This window comes from Shinella sp. SUS2, from assembly GCF_001262505.1.
Taxonomy (GTDB): Bacteria; Pseudomonadota; Alphaproteobacteria; order Rhizobiales; family Rhizobiaceae; genus Shinella.
Genome location: NZ_KQ410724.1, coordinates 109,868 through 129,531, shown reverse-complemented (window position 1 = coordinate 129,531; position 19,664 = coordinate 109,868). Strand labels below are relative to the sequence as shown.

Sequence of the window (19,664 nt, the reverse complement as noted above, 5' to 3'; positions counted from 1 at the left end):
TGTTCCTGCAATAGTGGTGATACACTTGGGGTGTATGGGAGCGCTCGGCATCGATTAAGGGGGCTGCTTCGTCCTGTCACCTAAGTGACAGGCACGGGCGATCGGTAATGGGATAGTCGCTGCCATTGAGGCTGATGCGGGACGGCACAGGCCTCTCCTGAAAGAGGGAAGAAAAATGGCAAGAACGACCGAAGAGTGGGCAGCCCTGCTCGGCAGTACGCTTTGCAAGATGGCACGGGTTTACGGCACGGACGCCCCGAATGCCTATCTGCCGGAGGAGTGCTATCCGGTGATCGAGAAGACCCTTGACGTGGCGCTGCAGGAAGCGCGCGCGGAGGGATATGCGGCGGCGATGCGCGAACTCCAGCAAAATCGCGCGCCCCGCACCAAGGAACCGGCCCGCTCGACCGTGATCGGACAGGTGATGCGGGTGATCCCGCTTACCCGCCGAACGGCATGAGGTTCTGAACCATACCCTCGTGCGGCGGCGTCCACAGGATGCCGCCGCACACCGCCTCTTCCGTCTTGCGCATTATCAACTTTGGCCTGAATTTTTCTTCAGCACACGCAAAATTAACCGCGCAATCCGATAGTTACGCCGATCGTTCCCTTCCCGCGCCGGCGCCCGCCCGCGCAGCACCCGACGGCGTTCCATGAGCAGCAAAGACAGCACCACCCCGAACACGCAGCCCGCCGTTCCGCCGATCACGGCGCGCATCGCACATGTGATGGCCAATCTCGGCATAGCCGGCCTGCCGCGGAACTATGAACTGCTGTTCGAGGCGCTGAACGGCAATGCGAGCGTGGCGCGTGAGATCGCGGCACTCGGCAAGGCACCGGAACAGGCGGCGCTCGATTCGATCGCGCTGCGCCACTCCCTGCCCAGCCACAACGTGCTCGCCGCTGGCCAGGCGGCAGGCGAGGCCGTGCGGGTGCTCACCGAAATCTCGGCGGCGGCGGAAGCCAGCCGGCGCAACCGCGCGGTCGCCCTGCAGGAGCTGGAGGAAATCGCCGCCCGCATGCGCAAGGACCCGGTGCTCGGCATTTCCGATTTCTCCAGCGATACGGTCCGGCTCCTGTCGATCCTGCGCGACATCCTCGGCGCCGATCGCTCGGCTACCGCGCGCATAGAAGACCTGCAGGCCCATCTCGACGGACTACGCTCGGGTCTTTCCGTCAGCCGCGAGGCGCTGACCCACGATCCCGTGACCGGCCTTGGCAATCATGCCGCCCTGCTCGGCCGGCTGAAGGTCTTCTACCAGACCGAGGCGGCGAGCGGGACCGCCGGCCTGCTGATGTTCCGCGTCGAGCAGCTCAAGGAATTTGCCGAGACCCATCCCGCGGGCGCTGCGGAAAAGACGCTGAAGCGGCTTGCCGCCATCTTCCGCCGCTCGGTCAAGAAGGGTGATTTCGTCGCGCGCACCGGGCCGGATGTCTTCTGCCTGCTGCTGCCGGATGTCAGCCGCGAGATCGCCGTGACGATCGCCCGGCGCATTGCCGTGCGCGTCGCGGAAAAGCCCTTCCCCTTCATGGACCGCGAACTGCCCGCCGGCTTCCTGACGCTGACGGCCGGCGTCTCGATGAGCGATGCGGCTGCGACGCCAGCCGTGTTCTACGACCAGGCGGAGCAGGCACTCGCTTATGCGGGCGACGCCGGCATTGCGCTGAGAATCTACTCGGCGGAAGTCTCCGACCGGGCCGGCCGGGGCTATCGCGGCGGCGCGGCCGCCTGACACCGCCGGCACGCGAGCATCGTTCCCCAACAGCCTGTCCCTTTTGGTGCAATTCCGGGCACAAAACCGCTTCGCACTTTTGCGGAAATTGCTCTATAGACCCGGCATGATCACGATTTCCGGCCTCACAGCCCGCGTTGCCGGGCGTCTCCTCATCGACAATGCCTCCCTTTCGCTGCCGAGCGGGGTGAAGGTGGGTCTTGTCGGCCGCAACGGCACCGGCAAGTCGACGCTGTTCCGCGTCATCACCGGCCAGCTCGCCTCCGAGGCCGGCAGCATTTCGCTGCCGAAGAACGCGCGCATCGGCCAGGTGGCCCAGGAGGCGCCGGGCACGGACGATTCGCTGATCGAGATCGTGCTCGCTGCCGACAAGGAGCGCGCGAGCCTCCTGAAGGAAGCGGAAACCGCGACCGACCCGCACCGCATCGCCGAAATCCAGACGCGCCTCGGCGATATCGGCGCCCATTCGGCGGAAGCGCGCGCAGCGAGCATCCTCGCAGGCCTCGGCTTCGACCATGAAGCGCAGCAGCGCCCGGCAAAGAGCTTTTCCGGCGGCTGGCGCATGCGCGTGGCGCTGGCGGCCGTGCTGTTCTCCGAGCCGGACCTCCTGCTGCTCGACGAACCGACCAACTATCTCGACCTCGAAGGCACGCTCTGGCTGGAGGACTATGTGAGGCGTTATCCGCACACGGTCATCATCATCAGCCACGACCGGGACCTGCTCAACACCGCCGTCAACGCCATCGTGCATCTCGACCAGCAGAAGCTCACCTTCTACCGCGGCTCCTACGACCAGTTCGAGCGCCAGAAGGCCGAGGCCGACGAACTGCAGATGAAGGCCAAGACCAAGAACGAGGCCGCGCGCAAACACCTGCAGAGCTTCATCGACCGCTTCAAGGCCAAGGCGACCAAGGCCAAGCAGGCGCAGAGCCGCGTCAAGGCGCTGGAGCGCATGGGCACGGTCGCCGCCGTCGTCGAGACGCATGTACAGCCGATCACCTTCCCCGAGCCGGAGAAACAGCCGGCCTCGCCGATCGTCGCGATCGAGGGCGGCACGGTCGGTTATGTGCCGGGCAAGCCGATCCTCAAGCAGATCAACCTTCGCATCGACAACGACGATCGCATCGCCCTGCTCGGCTCGAACGGCAACGGCAAGTCGACCTTCGCCAAGTTCATTTCCGGCCGGCTGGAGGCCGAATCGGGCGCGGTGAAGCGCGCGCCGGGCCTGAAGATCGGCTTCTTCGCGCAGCACCAGCTCGACGACCTCATTCCGGACCAGTCGCCGGTCGAACATGTGCGCCGGCTGATGCCGGAGGCACCGGAAGCGAAGGTGCGCGCCCGCGTTGCCCAGATGGGGCTTGCAACGGAAAAAATGTCGACCGCCGCCAAGGATCTCTCGGGCGGCGAGAAGGCGCGCCTTCTGATGGGGCTTGCGGCCTTCGACGCGCCGAACCTGCTCATCCTCGACGAGCCGACCAACCATCTCGACATCGACAGCCGTCGTGCGCTGATCGAGGCGCTGAACGACTATGAGGGCGCCGTCATCCTCATCTCGCATGACCGGCATCTCATCGAGGCGACCGTCGACCGGCTCTGGCTGGTCAACAACGGCACGGTAAAAACCTTCGACGGCGACATGGAGGAATATCGCAGCCTCATCGTCCAGTCCGGCAAGAGGGACGACAAGGACAAGCCCACCCCGAACGGCGGCGAGGCCAGCAAGGCGGATCTGCGCAAGGCGAATGCGGACCGGCGCGCGCAGTTCGCCCCGCTGAAGAAAAAGATCAATGAAATCGAATCGCTGACGGCAAAGCTGCAGAAGCAGATTCAGCTTCTTGACGTGGAGCTTGCAGATCCCGCGCTCTACGAGAAGAGCCCGGCCAAGGCCGCGGAGAAGGCCAAGCTGCGCTCGATGGCAGCCGACAAGCTCAACGATGCCGAGGAACAGTGGCTGGAACTTTCGGCGGAATATGAGGAGGCGATGGCCGGGTAACGCGCCTTCCTTCCGGCCGCGCAACGCTTCATTAACCATGATTTGACAAAAGTTCTCGCAAGATCATTGCCTTGCGAGTGCTCCCGATGCGTTGCCGCCTGCTTCTTGCCGCCCTGGCGGCCCTCTCCGTTCTTGCCGGCTGCAACACGACCAAGCCGCGCTCGTCCACCCAGACCGCCTTTGCCGAGGCCGAGACGGCGAAGAAGCTCGACGCGGATGATCCCGTGCCGATGTCGCCGGCTCGCTGGGCCGGGCGAACAGGCCTTGCCGGGCGCACGCTCGCTGTCGCCTCGCTCGGCGACCTGAAGCTGAAGCACAAGGAGGTTGTGCTGACCTTCGACGACGGCCCCGTGCCCGGCCGCACCGAAGCGATCCTCGACACGCTCGACAGCTATGGCGTGAAGGCGACCTTCCTGATGGTCGGCCAGATGGCCGACGCCTATCCGGCAATCGCCCGCAAGGTTGTGGCGCGCGGCCATACCGTCGGCAGCCACACCTATCGCCATGCCAATCTGCGCTATCTCGCCTTCGAGGCGGCCATGGCGGAAATCCGCAAGGGCGAGAAGGCCGTGGAACGCGCCACCGCGCGCCAGCCGGATTTCTTCCGCTTCCCCTATCTCGCGGATACGTCCGCGCTGCGCAGCGCCGTATCCCGTCGCGGCACCATCGTCATGGACATGGATGTCGATTCGAAGGACTACTTCAAGGTGACGCCCGCCTCCGTCGCCAGCCGCACCATGCAGGGCCTGCGCAAGCGCGGCCGCGGCATCATCCTGATGCACGACATCCACAAGCGGACCGCTGCCGTGCTGCCCTCGCTGCTCGCGCGGCTGAAGGCGGAAGGCTATTCGGTGGTGACGCTGCGCCACAGGGGCGGCACGGAACCGCAACTGCTCGCCCTGGCAGACCGGTAAGGCCGCTCAGCCGAGCTCGAAGCTCGTGATCCCGTAGATGTGTCCGAGCGGCAGGTCCGGCGCCGCGCCCCGGTACATGCGCGCGGTCTCGAAGACCGGCGAAAGACCATGGCGCACGCAAAGCGCCTTGGCCTCAGCATTGGGCGCGGGGATGTCGAGAAAAATCTCCCCGCCGCCGACGCTTGCGACCAGCGCCCGGAAGATCACCTCGGCGCCAACATCGGTGTCGGAGAACAGCGGGCCGATCTTGAAGCCCTCCCTGCTGGCGCGGATCGTGCCGTAGCCGGAAATGCCGGTGCCGTGCAGCAGCGCCACGCTCTGGCGCGTCTCCTGCTCCTTCAGCCATTCGCGCAGGAATGCCTCGCGGCGCGCCGGAGTAAAGCGCGCATCGTAGTCGACGATCAGCGGCATGTGGACGGGCGAGACCGGCGTCAGCCGCGAATCCGTCGGCATGGCGCTCTCCACCCGGCCCCCGTGGCGGATATTGGCGTGGGCGTAGGCAAAGCCGGATCGGCGGTAATTCTCCTGCTGGGGGACGACCCCATCGAGGCCGACCAGGCGGCCGCCGGCCAGATCCATCGCCGCATTCCAGAGGCGCAGGCCGACGCCCTGCCCGCGCACCTGCGGATCCACGATGTAAAAGCCGAGAAAGGCATAGTCCGCACCGTAGCGCACGAGCGAGATCGTACCCACGACGCGCTTGTCCGCTTCGGCGACGAGATAGCCTTCGGGGTCCGCCGCCCAGAACGGCGCGGCGTCGCCAAGGCCCGGGTTCCACCCTTCTGCGGCAGCCCGCTCCAGGATGTCGACCAGCTCGTCGCGATAGGCCCTGCGAATCTCGATATCCATGCCGTGCCTTCCATCCCATACTCCGCGCTCAATCTTTCAACCGCGCGAGAGGCTGTCAACCTTGCGGAAAACCGCCGGAAAAGCTCAAAAAACAGGCAGATAGCGGAGAATCGCCGTCTAAGACGAAAGTTGTAGAAGAGGCTTTCACCTTCTTCCCCACCTCGGCTTGAAACCCCCTTGCCGACATGGTTAGGTTTCCGACGATGACAAAGGGCGGAAAAACCACCGCTCGCCATTGGGAGGAAAACTATGGATCGTCGTTCATTCATGAAGAAGGCCGGTGTTGCCGGCGTGGGCGGTGCGGCCGCCACCGTGCTTGCGGCCCCGGCCATCGCGCAGAGCAATCCCAAGATCAACTGGCGCCTCGCCTCCTCGTTCCCCAAATCGCTCGACACGATCTATGGCGGCGCCGAAGTGCTGTCGAAATACGTCTCCGAAGCGACGGACGGCAACTTCCAGATCCAGGTTTTCGCCGCCGGTGAAATCGTGCCCGGCCTGCAGGCCGCCGATGCTGCGTCCGCCGGCACCGTCGAGGCCGCGCACACCGTTTCCTACTATTACTGGGGCAAGGACCCGGTCTGGGCGCTTGGCGCGGCCGTGCCCTTCGCGCTCAACGCCCGCGGCATGAACGCCTGGCAGTACCATGGCGGCGGTATCGACCTCTTCAACGAATTCCTCGCCACCCAGGGCCTCGTCGGCTTCCCCGGCGGCAATACCGGCGTGCAGATGGGCGGCTGGTTCCGCAAGGAAATCAAGACTGTCGCCGACATGCAGGGCCTGAAGATGCGCATCGGCGGTTTTGCCGGCAAGGTCGTCGAGAAGCTCGGCGTCGTGCCGCAGCAGATCGCCGGCGGCGACATCTATCCCTCGCTCGAAAAGGGCACGATCGACGCCGCAGAATGGGTCGGCCCCTATGACGACGAGAAGCTCGGCTTCTACAAGGTCGCGCCCTACTACTACTATCCCGGCTGGTGGGAAGGTGGCCCGACGGTGCATGCCATGTTCAACAAGGCGGCCTTCGACGGCCTGCCGAAGGCCTACCAGTCGCTGCTGCGCACGGCCTGCCAGGCGACTGACGCGAACATGCTGCAGAAATACGACTACCTGAACCCCTCGGCCATCAAGCGCCTCGTCGCCGCCGGCGCGAAGCTCAGCCCGTTCAGCCAGGAAATCCTCTCGGCCTGCTTCGACGCCGCCAACGAGGTCTATGCCGAGATGGAAGCCTCGAACCCGACCTTCAAGAAGATCTGGGAATCGATCAAGGCCTTCCGCGGCGAGTACTACCTCAACGCCCAGATCGCCGAATACAACTACGATACCTTCATGATGATCCAGCAGCGCAGCAACAAGCTGTAAGCCTGCCGGAATAGGGATGCAGAAACCCCGGAGCAGCGATGCTCCGGGGTTTTTCTTTGCCACACGACCATGCAATAACCTCACAGGGTCTGCGGCTCGCCGATCTCGACCGCATGCCTGTCGGGGTCGTAGAAGCGGAAGACGCGCTGCCCCCAGGCCTGCCGCTCGACCGGATGGATCAGGTCCACATGCGGCGCGATGGCGTCGAAGGCCGCATCGACATCCTCGTGTTCGAAGTAGAGCAGCAGGTTCCGCCGCCCGTAGGGCTCGTCTCCCGGGGAGGCCTCCTGCCAGATCGTCTCTTCCAATGCCGGCCCCTCATGGAGGGCAAAGCCCGTCTCGAAGAGCACGAAGCTTCCGAAATCCTCCCGCACCACGAGCCCGAGCCTGTCCCGGTAGAACGCCTTCGAACGCGCGATATCGCGGACGAAGGGGATGGGGTTCACAAAGCGCATCGACACTCCTCCCGTGGCATCCGCGGAAGCAGAATGCGGAAAAGAAAAACCGCCTGCAACCCGTCGGCTGCAGGCGGTTCCCATGTCCGTCTCCCGGTCGTTCCCGTCAGTTGAAGGACGGCGGGCTCGACAGGTCCGTGGCGGGCTTCTGCTCTCCGCCCTGCTCGGCCGGCTTCTGCTCGCCGCCTTCCAGCGGATTGCCGGCGGGAAGCTGCAGGCCGCCCGGCAGGCCGAGGCCGCCGCCATTGTCGGGCAGTGTCAGGCCGGGCAGGCCGCCGTCGCTGCCACCGAAGCCGGGCACCTCGATCTTGATGGTCGCCGGATCGACGCCGCTGCCCTCACCCTTGTAGTGCATGACCATGCCCGGGAAGAGGATGGTGAGCGCCACCATGAGGATCTGGATACCGACGAAGGGCACGGCGCCCCAGTAGATCTGCCCCGTCGTAACCGGCTGGGTCACCTTGCCGGTCACCTTGTCGAGATAGGGCACCTTGGCCGCGACCGAGCGCAGGTAGAACAGCGCAAAGCCGAAGGGCGGATGCATGAAGCTCGTCTGCATGTTGATGCCGAGCAGCACGCCGAACCAGATGAGGTCGATGCCGAGCTTGTCGGCGGCCGGCGCGAGCAGCGGCACGATGATGAAGGCGAGCTCGAAGAAATCGAGGAAGAACGCCAGGAAGAAGACCAGCACGTTCACCGCGATCAGGAAGCCCGTCTCGCCGCCCGGCATCGAGACCAGCAGGTGCTCGACCCACAGGTGCCCGTTCACGCCGTAGAAGGTGAGCGAGAAGACGCGCGCACCGATGAGGATGAACAAGACGAAGGCCGAAAGCCGGGTTGTGGCCGTCAGCGCCGAGCGGATGACCTCCAGGGAAAGCCGGCCCTTGGCCGCCGCCATGGCGAGGGCGCCGACAGCGCCCATGGCGCCGCCTTCCGTCGGCGTCGCGATACCGAGGAAGATCGTGCCGAGCACGAGGAAGATCAACGCCAGCGGCGGGATCAGCACGATGATGACCTGCTGGGCCAGCCGCGACATCATGTTGATGTTGAGCGTCTTGTCCGCCACCGCCACGATGTAGATGAAGATGACGCCGACGGTGCCGCCGAGAATGTCGGCGTTTTCGCCCTGCGTCGGATAGAGATAGATATGTGCCGCATAGGCAAAACCGGCCGCGACGGCGAGCGCGATGGCGAGCGACGTCACGCCCGAGCCGAGAGAACGCGCCTCCAGCGGCAGCGCCGGCATCGAGTCCCGCTTCAGGAAGGTCATCAGCAGGATGTAGCCCATATAGAGCCCGGTCAGCACCAGACCCGGAATGAGCGCACCGGCATACATGTCACCGACCGAGCGGCCGAGCTGGTCGGCGAGCACGATGAGGACGAGCGACGGCGGGATGATCTGCGCCAGCGTGCCGGAGGCTGCGATGACGCCCGAGGCGATGGACCGGTCATAGCCGTAGCGCAGCATGATCGGCAGCGAGATGAGGCCCATCGCGATGACCGAGGCGGCGACGACGCCGGTGGTGGCGGCAAGCAGCGCGCCCACGAAGATGACCGCATAGGCAAGACCGCCGCGGATCGGCCCGAAGAGCTGGCCGATCGTGTCGAGCAGGTCCTCGGCCATGCCGGATTTCTCCAGCACGATCCCCATGAAGGTGAAGAAGGGGATGGCGAGCAACGTGTCGTTCGACATCACCCCCCAGAGCCGCTCCGGCATCGCGTTGAGAAGCGGCCAGGAGAGGTTGATCGTGTCGGAAAACGGCGCGAGTTCCACGCCGATGACGAAGAAGAGCAGGCCGTTCGCCGCGAGCGCGAATGCCACCGGGTAGCCAAGCAGCAGGAACACGATCAGCGACATGAACATGATCGGCGCGAGATTTTCCGCAATGAACTCGATCATGCGCCCTTCTCCCCTGCGACGGACGTATCGAGCGGCGCGTGCGTCGGCACGTAGGGCGTCGGGTCCTCCATGTCGCCGCGCATGATGGCGATCTTCTTGATGATCTCGGAGACACCCTGGAAGGCCAGCAGCAGGAAGCCGCCGAGGAGAATCGCCTTCGCCGGCCAGACGATGAGGCCGCCGGCGCTGGAAGAGCCCTCGCCAGAGCGATAGGACATCAGCACATAGGGCACGAGGAAGTAGACCATCAACAGCACGAAGGGCATCAGGAAGAGGCAATGGCCGAGCAGGTCGATCCAGTGCTGCACCCGGCGCGAGAACTTGCCGTAAACCACGTCGATGCGGATGTGCTCGTTCTGGGACAGTGTGTAGGCGGCGGCGAGCATGAAGGCGCCGCCGAACAGATACCATTGCGCCTCGAGCCAGGCGTTGGACGATGTGTTGAAGACCTTTCGGACGATGGCATTTCCGGCACTGACGAGCACGGCGATCAGGATCAGCCAGCCAACGGCCTTCCCGATATTTTCCGTGATCACGTCGATGAGCCGGCTGAAGGCCAGCAGCGCTTTCATGAGAACTCCTCCCCGCTTGGTATGTTATTGCTTTGGTGCCAAGCACAGCCAGAGTGCCGATTTCAAGGCTCGTTTCAAGTCCGCGGCCCGGTTTTCCCGGCCTGAGGGCCTGCATTAGACGAAAGGCGAATACGGCTTCGGCCGCATTGCACAAACGATAGGCAGATATGGGCGCAACCGCGCCCTTGCCCCCTTCGGCGGTTCTGCTACAACAGCGCCAAATCATCATACAAATGAGGACGGAGCCATGTCCCCGATCAATCTCGCAATCGTCGGCGTCGGCAAGATCGTGCGCGACCAGCATCTTCCGGCCGTCGCGAAGAATGCCGACTACAAGCTGATCGCGGCGGCGAGCCGCCACGGCACGGTCGATGGAATCGACAATTTCAAGTCGATCGACGAGATGCTGGCCAAAGCGCCCGCTATCGATGCCGTCTCGCTTTGCATGCCGCCGCAATATCGCTACGAGGCGGCGGAAAAGGCACTTTCGGCCGGAAAACACGTCTTCCTGGAAAAGCCGCCGGGCGCGACGCTCTCCGAAGTCGCCGACCTCGAGGCACTGGCGGCATCGAAGGGCCTGTCGCTGTTTGCCAGCTGGCATTCGCGTTACGCACCGGCCGTCGAGGCGGCCAGGGCCTTCCTCGCCGGCACGACGATCCGTTCCATGCGGGTGATCTGGAAGGAGGACGTGCGCCACTGGCATCCGAACCAGGAATGGATCTGGCAGGCTGGCGGCCTCGGCGTCTTCGATCCGGGCATCAACGCGCTCTCCATCGTCACCCATATCCTGCCGCGCCCGGTCTTCATCACCGCGGCCACGCTGGAGTTCCCGGAGAATCGCGATGCGCCGATCGCCGCCGCGATGACCTTCACTGACGCCAGGGGTCTCGACCTCGCCGCCGAATTCGACTGGCGGCAGACCGGCAAGCAGAGCTGGGACATCATTGCGCAGACCGAGGCGGGCGAGATGGTCCTGTCGGAGGGCGGCGCAAAGCTCTCCGTCGACGGCAAGCTGGTGCATGACGAGCCGGAACAGGAGTATCCGACGCTCTACAGGCGCTTCGCCGACCTGGTGAAGACCGGGCAATCGGATGTCGATCTCGCGCCGCTGCGCCACGTCGCCGACGCCTTCATGCTCGGGCGGCGCAAGTTCGTCGACATGTTCTACGATTAGCCTGCATGCAAAGGCCCGCCTCCCGGCGGGCCTTCTCCGTCAGGGCTTCGTTCACCCCGCCTGCGTGGCGAGCGGGGCCGGATCGGGACGCTTGAGGAACAGGACAGAAAGCGCCGCAAGAAGGCACATCAGGCCGGCGATCTGCAGCGCGGGCATGTAGGTGTCGTAGTCGCTCTTGAGATAGCCGGCACCGAAAGCCGCCGTTGCCGCACCGAGTTGGTGGCCGGCAAAGACCCAACCGAAAACGAGGCCGGCCTTTTCGCGGCCGAAATTCTCCGCGGCGAGCTTGACGGTCGGCGGCACGGTGGCAACCCAGTCGAGGCCGTAGAAGACGGCGAAGACCGACAGCTCCACCACACTGAAACCGGAAAAGGACAGGTAGAGCAGCGAGAGGCCGCGCAGCCCGTAGAACCAGAAGAGCAGAAGGCGGTTGTCGTAGCGGTCGGAGAGCCAGCCGGCAAAGACGGTGCCGAAGAAATCGAAGATGCCGATGACAGCAAGCGTGCCGGCCGCCGTGACCGCCGCCATGCCGAAATCGCCGCAGATCGAAATCCAGTGCGTCTGGATGAGGCCATTGGTCGAGAGGCCGCAGACGAAAAACGTGCCGAACAGCACCCAGAACACCGCGTTGCCGGAAACGCTCTTCAGCGTGACGAGCGGCGCAAGCAGCGTGGCGCGAAGATTGTGATCCTGCTTCGGCGGACGGACGACCGCCGTCTCGCCATAGGCGGGCAGGCCGAGATCGGCGGGATGATCGCGCATCAGGAGAAGGACGAGCACCATGGCCGCGGCGATGACGGCGACGGCGAGCGTCAGGGCCGCGCGCCAGCCATAGGCGTCCGTAAGCGCCGCGAGCAGCGGCAGGAAAACGAGCTGACCGGTGGCGCTGCTTGCCGTCATCAGGCCGACGACGAGGCCGCGGCGTTTCGCGAACCAGCGCGCGGCGACAGTCGCTCCCAGCACCAGCGCCGTCATGCCAGTGCCGAACCCGACGACGACGCCCCAGAGCAGCAGGAGCTGCCAGACCTCCGTCATGAAGAAGGAGGCGACGATGCCGCCCATGATGAGGGCGAGCGCCGTCGACACCACCTGGCGGATGCCGAAATGGTTCATGAAGGCGGCGGCGAACGGGCCGAGCAGGCCGAAGAGCACCAGCCGCACGGCCATGGCCGAGGAGATGTCGGCAATATCCCAGCCGAACTCCTCGTGCAGAGGCTGGATCATGACACCGGCCGAGCCCATCGCGCCGGCGGTGGCCAGCATGGTGAGGAAGGTGGTCGCGGCCACCATCCAGCCGTAGTGAAGATTGCGGCCGGCCATCCAGCGGGCGACGCCTGTCGAGAACATCCGTAAATCCCTTCCCACCTGCGCTATGCAGCGCGATTTTCGGGTATATGCCCGCATTAGCGGGCATATACCCCTTTCAAGCCAAAAACTCAGAGCGCCGCGAGCAGTTCCCGCAGCCGTTCCGTACCGTCGGGACCCAAGCGGGCTTCGATCGCGTCCTGCACGCCATCCCATAGCGGCGAGCCTTCCCGCAGCACCGCGTGGCCGGGTTCTGCGATGGTCAGAACCGCCTCGCGCTGGTCCTTGCCGGGCTGGATCGCAATCAGCCCCATGCGCTCCAGCACCTTGGCGTTGCGGCCGACCGTCGACCGGTCGAGCTCGACACGCGTACCGAGATCCGTCAGCGAGACGGGCGCCATGCGATGGATATTTCGGAGCAGGCTGAACTGCGCGATGTTCACCCCCAGCGGCGCCAGCGCCTCGTCATAGTAGGACGAGACCCGTCGCGAGGCCTTGCGCAGCACGATGCAGTGACAGAGATCCCTGGACATTTTTTCGGGTATATACCCACAAACTCCCGGAAGCAAGGCCTGCCGCAACGCGGTCAGGCCTTCTTCATCCAGCGGCCGTCGCTGTTCTGCTGCCAGTAGGTGAGCTGGTGCCCCTCGCCTTTCAGGCGTTTCCAGTGCTCGCGCGCTGTTTCCACCTCGACCTGATCGTAGCCGTCGAACATGAAGATGACGCGTTCATAGGCATCGAGCGGCGGCGGCGCGGCACCGGCGACGAGGAAGCGCACCGTCGCACCGTTCGCATTGTCGAATGCGGTGGTCAGCAGCACCGGCTGCTCGGCGGGAAAGGCCTGCTCGTCGGTGCCATGCGGCAGGAAACTGTCCTCGCGGAAGGTCCAAAGATGCGTGTCGAGCGCATCGCGGCGCTCCGCATCGCCGGTCTGCACGACGACGCGCCAGCCGCGCTCGAGGCTCTTGTCGACGAGCGGCGGCAGCGCATCCTCGAGCTTCGATTCGGTCAGGTGGTAGAAGAGGACTTCGCTCACCCTCTCCTCACCCTTCGTAGTTCGCGCGCACCAGCTCATCCAGCAGGCGCACGCCGAAGCCCGAGCCCCAGGACTGGTTGATCTCGTCGGTCGGCGAGCCCATGGCGGTGCCGGCGATGTCGAGATGCGCCCAGGGCGTGTCCTTGACGAAGCGGTGCAGGAACTGCGCGGCGGTGATCGAGCCGGCATAGCGGCCGCCGGTGTTCTTCATGTCGGCGAACTTGCTGTCGATCATCTTGTCGTATTCGCGGCCGAGCGGCATGCGCCACAGGCGCTCATTCGTCGAAAGGCCGGCGGCGGTGAGGCGCGCGGAGAGCGTGTCGTCGTTGGAGAACAGGCCGGCATGGTGGCTGCCGAGCGCAACCATGACCGCGCCGGTCAGCGTTGCAAGGTTCACCATGAACTGCGGCTTGAAGGTCTCGTTGCAGTACCAGAGCGCATCGCACAGCACGAGGCGGCCTTCGGCATCGGTGTTGATGACCTCGATCGTCTGGCCGGACATCGACTTGACGATGTCGCCCGGGCGCTGGGCGTTGCCGTCGGGCATGTTTTCCACAAGTCCGAGAATGCCGACGACGTTCGCCTTCGCCTTGCGGGCGGCAAGCGTGTGCATCAGGCCGATGACGGCGGCAGCGCCGCCCATGTCGCCCTTCATGTCCTCCATGCCGGCGGCCGGCTTGATCGAGATGCCGCCCGTATCGAAGACGACGCCCTTGCCGATGAAGGCGATCGGCCGATCCTTGTCCTTGCCGCCCTTCCACTGCATGACGGCGAGGCGCGGCGGGCGCACGGAGCCCTGCGCGACGCCGAGCAGCGCCGCCATGCCGAGCTTCTTCATCTCGCGCTCGGTGAGAATATCCACCTCGACGCCGAGTTTTTCGAGCGCCTTGGCCTTGTCGGCGAACTCGACGGGGCCAAGCACGTTGGCCGGCTCGTTGACGAGGTTGCGGGCGAGAATCACGCCCTCGGCGACGGCATCGGACACCTCGTTCGCCTTCTTGGCGGCGCTCGCCACGGCGGTGACGACCGTCACCTTGACGGCCTTGCCGTTCTTCGCCTCGTCGTCGTCGCTCTTCTTCGTCTTGTAGGTGTCGAAGCTGTAGGCGCCGAGCTGCATGCCGAGGGCGAAATCGGCGGCGTTCTTTGCCGTCACGGTGGCGCCGGGCGCATCGAGATAGATCGTCACCTTCTCGGCGCGGCCGATCCTGCCGGCAGCGGCGCCGCCGGCCTTCAGCCAGTCATGAGCCACCAGCTTTTCCGCCTCGCCGAGGCCCAGCACGAGGATGCGGTCGACAGGGGCGCCGTGCGGCGCCAGAACGTCGAGCGTCTTCAGCGCCTTGCCCGAAAATTTCGCAACACCCGCCGCACGGGTGACGACACCTTCCGGATCGACCTCGCCGAGACCGGCCGGGGTCTCGTTCGCAATCTGCAGGAGGATCGCAAGGCCGCCCGAAGCGCGTGCCGTCTTTGCGAAACCGATGTCGAATCTGGAAGCCATGACTTACTCCGAATGAATGCCGGCAGGCCTGTCATCCCGCCAGGGAGGCCGCCAATCTCATCAATTCCTTGTCGCTTTTGCGGCGCTTGGCAAGATGCGACACCTTGTTTACAGATGGTTAGGCATGCTTGTTCGCCATAAATTTTCCTTGGCCGGAGAGACTCCCGCCTATGGCATCAGCCTGAAGAAAGCTTATATGCCCATGGCTGTTCCGATGGGTGCCCCCGCACGAGGCCGGAGCCGCTTGTCGGAAACGCGGACGAAACGATGAAACTGATCGAGCGCTATATCCTGCGGCGGGCGTCGCTCATGTTCGTCGCCACGCTTGTGCCCCTGCTCGGCATCGTCTGGGTCACGCAGGCGCTCGGCAGCATCAATCTCGTCACCGACAGCGGCCAGTCGATCTTCGCCTTCCTGAAGCTGGCGTCGCTGGTCCTGCCTTCGGTCATCCCGATCATCCTGCCCTTCGCACTCGTTATCGGCGTGTCGCAGACGCTGACCGTGATGAACTCCGATTCGGAGCTGACCGTGCTGAATTCGGCCGGCGCCTCGCGCATGACGATCATCCGGCCCGTGATGATCCTCGCCGTGGCGATGAGTTTCGTCTCCTTCGCCGTCGACAACTTCGTCGAACCCTATTCGCGCACCGCCGTGCGCAAGATGATCGCCACGGCCCATGCCGACATGCTGTCCGCCGTCGTGCAGGAAAACACCTTCCGCAAGATCACCGACGGCCTCTATGTGCAGGTGGCGGAGCGGCGCAATGGCGGCGTGCTATCCGGCCTCTTCGTCGCCGATACGCGCGACCCGCGCTTCGAGCTCGTCTACTATGCCCGCGAGGGCGCGGTGGACGAGAACAGCTCGGCGCTCGTCATGAAGGACGGCGAGGTGCACCGCAAGCTGCCGGACGGCAACGTCTCGATCATCAAGTTCGATTCCTATGCCTTCGACCTTGCCGACCTCACCCAGAGCGTCGGCAAATCCAACATCAGGGCCAAGGATCGCGATCTCATCTATCTCTTCGACCCGGATCCCAACGATCCGCAATACAAGAAGAACCCCGGCGCCTTCACCGCCGAGATCCACCGCCGCTTCACCGAATGGCTCTTCCCGGCGGTCTTCGGCCTCATCGCGCTCGTCGTCAGCGGCGATGCCCGCTCGCACCGCGAGGCGCGCGTCCATCCGATGATCACGGCGCTGCTGACCGCCCTCTTCGTGCGCTGGACGAGCTTCTACGCATCGAACAACGCGGACGATTCCGCCTTTTACATTCCCATCATGTACCTCATTCCGGCCATCACCGCGGCGCTGGCGATCCGCTATCTCGGGCGCAACAAGAGCCTCGACATTCCCGTGACGCTGGGCGAGCGGCTGACGGACCTGCGCGACCGGCTCATGACCCGCTTTTCGCGGGCGAGCTCCACCTCCGCCGGCGGGAGCGGCACGCCATGATCCCGACGCTCGGCTTCTATTTCTTCCGCCGCTACATCATCACCACCGTCTGGTTCCTGCTCGGCATCTTCTCGCTGATCTTCATCATCGATTTCAGCGAGATGTCGAACCGTGTCGGCGTGCTGCCGGGCTATACCATCACCAGCGGCCTCCTGGTGACGGCTCTGCGCATCCCGACTATCCTGATGCAGACCGTGCCCTTCGTCGCGCTCTTTGCCGGCATGGCAGCGCTGATCTCGCTCAACCGGCGCTACGAACTCGTCGTCACGCGCGCGGCGGGCATTTCGGTCTGGCAGTTCCTGCGCCCCTTCATCATCGGCGCCTTCCTGTTCGGCATCACCGCCGTACTGGCCATCAATCCGATCGCCGCCTGGGGCTCGAAGAAGGCCGCGGAGCTGGAAGCGGGCTGGGGCGCCAGCAACGCCGCACGCACCGAGACCGCCGTACCGTGGCTGCGCCAGATCTACGGCAACGACCAGGCGATCATCGGCGCCAAGGCCGTTCTCGACGGCGGTACGCGCCTTGTGAACGTCACCGTTATCCACTTCGATCCCGACGGCCGCATCGTTCTGCGGCAGGACGCCGATTCGGCGACCTTGGAAGATGGTTACTGGTTGCTTAAGAACGTGCACGAGACGCGCAACGGCGAATTGCCGGTCCGTCTCGACGAGGTACAGCTTCGTACCAACCTGAAACGGGAATTCGTTCAGGAGAGCCTCGAAAAGCCTGAATCCATTCCGTTTTTGAGCCTTGGACGCAAGATCGAGGCGGCCAAGTCCTTCGGCTTCCCCACGGATGCAATGGAAACCCAGTTCCATTCCATGCTGTCCCTGCCGCTGCTTCTGGTTGCCATGACGCTGATCGCAGCCTGTGTATCATTGAAATTTAGCCGGTTTAATCAATCGCGTGCGGTGATTCTGGGTGGCATCCTGTCGGGCTTCATGCTTTATGTCGTCACCGTGCTTGTGAAAGCATTCGGAAGCAGCGGTGTTGTACCTCCGTTCGTTGCGGCCTGGCTCCCAGTGGTCGTCGCAATGTCCTTGGGCGCGACGATTCTTCTCCATCAGGAGGATGGCTAGTGGCGGCAGGCGACCGCAAAACGAATCGGTGGTTGAAAGCCGCCCTGCTTGCAGGTGCGGCCATGTGCGCCATCGTGTCCGCGCTCCCCGCCCGGGCGCAGGCACCCGACATCCAGTCGATGGAACCGAAGATTTCCGACGACGCCAAGCTGCTGCTGGCGGCCAACGAGCTCGTCTATAACAAGGATACGGAAAAGGTGATCGCCCGCGGCGCGGTGCAGATCAACTATGGCGGCTACAAGCTCGTCGCGCGCCAGGTCGAGTACAACCAGCAGACCGGCCGCCTGACGGCGCATGGCAATATCGAGCTCATCGAGCCGACCGGCAATCGCGTCTATGGCGACGAGATGGACCTGTCGGACGATTTCGCCAACGGTTTCGTCAATGCGCTGCGCATCGAGACCACGGACCTTACCAAGCTGGCGGCAACCAGCGGCGAGCGCGTCAACGGCGAGGAGATGATCCTCAACCACGCCGTCTACACCGCCTGCACGCCCTGTGCCACCAACCCCACGCACCGCTCGCTCTGGCAGGTCAAGGCCGAGCGCGTCGTGCAGAACGGCCGCACCAAGACCATCCGCATGGAGCGCGCGCGCTTCGAGATGTTCGGCAAGCCGATCGCCTATATTCCCGTGCTGGAAGTGCCGGACCATACGGTCAAGCGGAAGAGCGGTTTCCTCTTCCCGCAATTCAGCTACGAGCAGAAGCTCGGCCTCGGCATCACGACGCCCTATTATTTCGCCATCGCGCCGGACATGGACGCGACCCTCTCGCCGACCGTCCTGACCCGTCAGGGCTTCCTCGTCGAGGGTGAATTCCGCAAGCGCTTCCACAACGGCCAGATCACGCTGCGTGCTGCCGGCATCGACCAGTGGAACCCCGGTGTGTTCACCGCCGGCACGAGTGACCGGCGCGACGACTTCCGCGGCATGGTTGCCTCCGAAGGCCGCTTCAAGATCAATCCCCGCTGGTCCTTCGGCTGGGATGTCATGGCGCAGACCGACAACAACTTCTCGCGCACCTACGATCTCGATGGCCTGGAAGACCGTATCCACGTCAACCAGATCTACCTGACCGGCCTTGGCGACCGGAACGTCTTCGACCTGCGCTCGTTCTATTTCGACGTGCAGGACGCCGATCCGCAGGACCGTCTGGAGCGCAAGCAGGCGATCGCCCAGACGCTCGACCACGAATATATCGTGCCGCAGCCGGTGCTTGGCGGCGAGCTGTCGATCACCACGAACATCACCAATGTCGAACGCGACCTGCGCGACGCCTACAGCGTGCGCGGCAACGACCGCTTCCGCGGCCTTGCCGGCGGCACGACGCGGCTGACCAGCGAGGTCGAATGGCGGCGCCAGTTCGTCGTGCCGGGCGGCCTTGTTCTGACCCCCCTGCTCGCGGCGCGCGGCGATATCCACCGCCTCGACATGACCGACCCGGGCCTCGGCTATGCCGGCAACTATGTCGACGACAACAGCACGACCCGCACGATGCTGACCGCCGGCCTCGAAGCCCGTTATCCGATCCTGGCGACGACCGACTACAGCACGCATCTCTTCGAGCCGATCGCACAGATCTACCTGCGTCCGGACGAAGACCATGCCGGCGGCCTGCCGAACGAGGACGCCCAGAGCTTCGTCTTCGACGCCACCAACCTCTTCGAGCGCGACAAGTTTTCCGGCTTCGACCGGATCGAGGGCGGTTCGCGCGCCAATCTGGGCCTGCGTTATACCGGCACCTTCGACAACGGCCTTCGCCTGCGCTCGATCATCGGCCAGTCTTTCCATCTAGGCGGCGTGAACTCCTTCGCAACGCCCGATCTCGTCAATGTCGGCGCCAATTCGGGCCTGGAGACGGATTCGTCCGACTATGTCGGCATGGCCGGCATCGATCTGCCGAACGGCCTGTCGATTGCCCACAGTGCGCGCCTCGACAAGGATGACTTCTCGATGCGTCGTGCCGACACCTCGGTGCGCTTCGACGGTGCCCGCTTCGAGACGGAAATCACCTATACGCGCATCGCCGCGCAACCGGCCTATGGTCTGGCGGACGATTCCAGCGAAATCCAGAGCGCCGCGGCCTTCAAGTTCCAGGACTACTGGTCGGTGTTCGGGTCGCTGACCTACGACATCAAGCGCCAGAGCCTGTCGCGCAACGGCATCGGCTTCTCCTATGACGATCGCGACACCGTGTTCTCGATCGTCTACGAGCAGACGCGCGACAAATCCGGCACGACGGCGAACGACTGGTCGATCGGTGCGCGGCTGATGTTCCGCACGCTCGGCGACATCAATGTCGGCGACACGACGCTGACCGGCTTCGAGTAAGCGTCGCCGCGCTCTTGT

General features: G+C 64.5%; 17 protein-coding genes. 9 read left to right on the top strand and 8 right to left on the bottom strand.

The annotated features are described in order from the left end of the window. The first annotated feature begins 175 nt into the window (after positions 1–175). From AKG11_RS03185 to AKG11_RS03170, 4 genes are all read left to right on the top strand, one after another. On the top strand, positions 176–460 hold the full coding sequence (locus tag AKG11_RS03185) for a hypothetical protein (protein WP_023515476.1): 285 nt from the start codon (positions 176–178) through the stop codon (positions 458–460). Positions 461–653: 193 nt separating this feature from the next. Continuing rightward, positions 654–1,733, top strand: a complete 1,080-nt coding sequence (locus AKG11_RS03180; protein ID WP_023516345.1) for a GGDEF domain-containing protein — start codon at positions 654–656, stop codon at positions 1,731–1,733. A gap of 106 nt (positions 1,734–1,839) precedes the next feature. Beyond that, on the top strand, positions 1,840–3,726 hold the full coding sequence (locus AKG11_RS03175) for an ABC-F family ATP-binding cassette domain-containing protein (RefSeq protein WP_050742908.1): 1,887 nt from the start codon (positions 1,840–1,842) through the stop codon (positions 3,724–3,726). Positions 3,727–3,812: 86 nt separating this feature from the next. After that, complete coding sequence (locus AKG11_RS03170) at positions 3,813–4,640, top strand: polysaccharide deacetylase family protein (protein ID WP_050742907.1); 828 nt, start codon at positions 3,813–3,815, stop codon at positions 4,638–4,640. A 6-nt stretch (positions 4,641–4,646) separates the two neighbouring features. Here AKG11_RS03170 and AKG11_RS03165 read toward each other — a convergent pair whose 3' ends face one another. Next, complete coding sequence (locus tag AKG11_RS03165; protein WP_050742906.1) at positions 4,647–5,489, bottom strand: GNAT family N-acetyltransferase; 843 nt, start codon at positions 5,487–5,489, stop codon at positions 4,647–4,649. Between the two features lie 249 nt (positions 5,490–5,738). Here AKG11_RS03165 and AKG11_RS03160 point away from each other — a divergent pair, with 249 nt between their 5' ends. Beyond that, a complete protein-coding gene (locus AKG11_RS03160; protein ID WP_023516232.1) occupies positions 5,739–6,845 on the top strand; it encodes a TRAP transporter substrate-binding protein in 1,107 nt (368 codons plus the stop codon). 80 nt (positions 6,846–6,925) lie between these two features. Here AKG11_RS03160 and AKG11_RS03155 read toward each other — a convergent pair whose 3' ends face one another. From AKG11_RS03155 to AKG11_RS03145, 3 genes are all read right to left on the bottom strand, one after another. Further along, complete coding sequence (locus tag AKG11_RS03155; RefSeq protein ID WP_050742905.1) at positions 6,926–7,300, bottom strand: VOC family protein; 375 nt, start codon at positions 7,298–7,300, stop codon at positions 6,926–6,928. Positions 7,301–7,406: 106 nt separating this feature from the next. Next, complete coding sequence (locus AKG11_RS03150) at positions 7,407–9,200, bottom strand: TRAP transporter large permease (RefSeq protein WP_023516230.1); 1,794 nt, start codon at positions 9,198–9,200, stop codon at positions 7,407–7,409. Further along, positions 9,197–9,772, bottom strand: a complete 576-nt coding sequence (locus tag AKG11_RS03145) for a TRAP transporter small permease subunit (RefSeq protein WP_050742904.1) — start codon at positions 9,770–9,772, stop codon at positions 9,197–9,199. The genes AKG11_RS03150 and AKG11_RS03145 overlap by 4 nt, the downstream gene beginning before the upstream one ends. A 247-nt stretch (positions 9,773–10,019) precedes the next feature. Between AKG11_RS03145 and AKG11_RS03140 the strand changes: the two genes are divergently transcribed. After that, positions 10,020–10,946: a Gfo/Idh/MocA family protein gene (locus AKG11_RS03140; protein WP_050742903.1), complete on the top strand. Its 927-nt coding sequence runs from the start codon at positions 10,020–10,022 to the stop codon at positions 10,944–10,946. Positions 10,947–10,997: 51 nt separating this feature from the next. Here the strand turns inward: AKG11_RS03140 and AKG11_RS03135 are convergent, their stop codons facing one another. The 4 genes from AKG11_RS03135 to AKG11_RS03120 all read right to left on the bottom strand — a co-directional run bounded on the left by AKG11_RS03135 (position 10,998) and on the right by AKG11_RS03120 (position 14,785). Then, positions 10,998–12,293 carry an MFS transporter gene (locus AKG11_RS03135; protein WP_023512331.1) on the bottom strand — a complete coding sequence of 432 codons (1,296 nt, stop codon included), beginning with the start codon at positions 12,291–12,293 and terminating at the stop codon, positions 10,998–11,000. A gap of 89 nt (positions 12,294–12,382) precedes the next feature. Next, positions 12,383–12,784, bottom strand: coding sequence for a MarR family winged helix-turn-helix transcriptional regulator (locus AKG11_RS03130; protein WP_050742902.1), 402 nt, complete (start codon positions 12,782–12,784; stop codon positions 12,383–12,385). Between the two features lie 53 nt (positions 12,785–12,837). Continuing rightward, positions 12,838–13,287: a DNA polymerase III subunit chi gene (locus tag AKG11_RS03125; protein ID WP_050742901.1), complete on the bottom strand. Its 450-nt coding sequence runs from the start codon at positions 13,285–13,287 to the stop codon at positions 12,838–12,840. A gap of 7 nt (positions 13,288–13,294) precedes the next feature. Beyond that, positions 13,295–14,785, bottom strand: coding sequence for a leucyl aminopeptidase (locus tag AKG11_RS03120; RefSeq protein ID WP_023512334.1), 1,491 nt, complete (start codon positions 14,783–14,785; stop codon positions 13,295–13,297). A gap of 267 nt (positions 14,786–15,052) precedes the next feature. On the opposite strand from AKG11_RS03120, the gene lptF reads away from it, so the two are divergent. From lptF to AKG11_RS03105, 3 genes are read left to right on the top strand one after another with little or no spacing between them, the layout of a single operon-like run. Further along, a complete protein-coding gene (gene lptF / locus AKG11_RS03115; protein WP_050742900.1) occupies positions 15,053–16,237 on the top strand; it encodes an LPS export ABC transporter permease LptF in 1,185 nt (394 codons plus the stop codon). Beyond that, positions 16,234–17,316 (top strand): LPS export ABC transporter permease LptG, encoded by a 1,083-nt coding sequence (gene lptG / locus AKG11_RS03110; RefSeq protein ID WP_050742899.1) that lies wholly within the window; start codon positions 16,234–16,236, stop codon positions 17,314–17,316. Before lptF ends, lptG begins: the two co-directional genes overlap by 4 nt. Continuing rightward, the gene (locus AKG11_RS03105; protein WP_023513991.1) at positions 17,316–19,646 is read left to right on the top strand and encodes an LPS-assembly protein LptD; all 2,331 of its coding nucleotides are present in this window, start codon (positions 17,316–17,318) and stop codon (positions 19,644–19,646) included. The genes lptG and AKG11_RS03105 overlap by 1 nt, the downstream gene beginning before the upstream one ends. The last annotated feature ends 18 nt before the right edge of the window (positions 19,647–19,664 follow it).